The following is a 931-nucleotide window of genomic DNA, read 5'->3' as shown; positions in this document are numbered from 1 at the left end:
TCGACCCCTTGGATGAACCACCTATCCGCAAAGACTGGGTGAGCGACTATGACCCCAACTCACAAGTGCAGTACGGCCTTTATTCCACATTGCGCCTGCATCTGGCTGACCCGCTACACCTGATCGTCGGTGCCCGTGTACAGCGTTACAAGTTCGACCAGATCTATCGTGAGTTCAACAGTATAACTGGCGCCTGGGCGGTGGCATCGAATGTGTCGGTTCGAGAACCGACCAAAGTCGTGCCATATGGCGGGGTAGTTTACGACCTGAGTGACGAGTGGTCTGCGTATGCAAGCTATTCAGAGATTTTCAAGCCCCAGCAAGCTAATCTGCAAGGGCCACTGCCGGGTAGTTCGGTAGAGGCAATGACAGGCGAGACGTACGAGACAGGTATCAAGGGGGAGCTGTGGGGCGGAGCAGTCAATACTTCGTTGGCACTCTACTACACCAAACGCGAAAATCAGGCAGTAGAAGATCCAGCCTATCCATTGACATCAGTACTGTTTGGAGGCAACTGCTGTTACCTGACGCAGGGTGAGGTAGTGAGCAAGGGGATCGATATGGAGATCAGCGGTGAGGTGCTACCGGACTGGAGCCTCATGGCTGGCTATACCTACAACCATAACCGCAATCGCAACAACGGTGATGTGTTCAGTGGAGTAACGCCCAAGCATCTGTTCAAACTTGTGGTCCACCTACCGCCTGCCAGGTGATTTCAAAGACCTCAAGATAGGCGGTGGCGTCAACCTTCAAAGTGCGAACTATGTCAGTGGTAAGGCTGCTGTCCTAAACCCCACTACGGGTGAAGTCATAGTAGCGAAAACTATGATTACCGCCAGGCTGGATATGCGGTGTGGAATGCCATGGCTGAGTATCAACTGACGATCACTGGTCGCTTGTCTACAACCTGAACATGCGTTCGACAAGAAGT

General features: G+C 52.7%; 1 protein-coding gene. It reads left to right on the top strand.

The features are described from left to right. On the top strand, positions 1–713 hold a 713-nt coding region (locus G3436_RS25945), incomplete at its 5' end, for a TonB-dependent siderophore receptor (RefSeq protein ID WP_243667333.1). Positions 714–931 lie beyond the last annotated feature (218 nt).

Source organism: Pseudomonas brassicae (assembly GCF_010671725.1).
Classification (GTDB): Bacteria; Pseudomonadota; Gammaproteobacteria; order Pseudomonadales; family Pseudomonadaceae; genus Aquipseudomonas; species Aquipseudomonas brassicae.
Note: the sequence above shows the minus strand (reverse complement) of the source record. Positions and strands in the feature narration are given on the sequence as shown.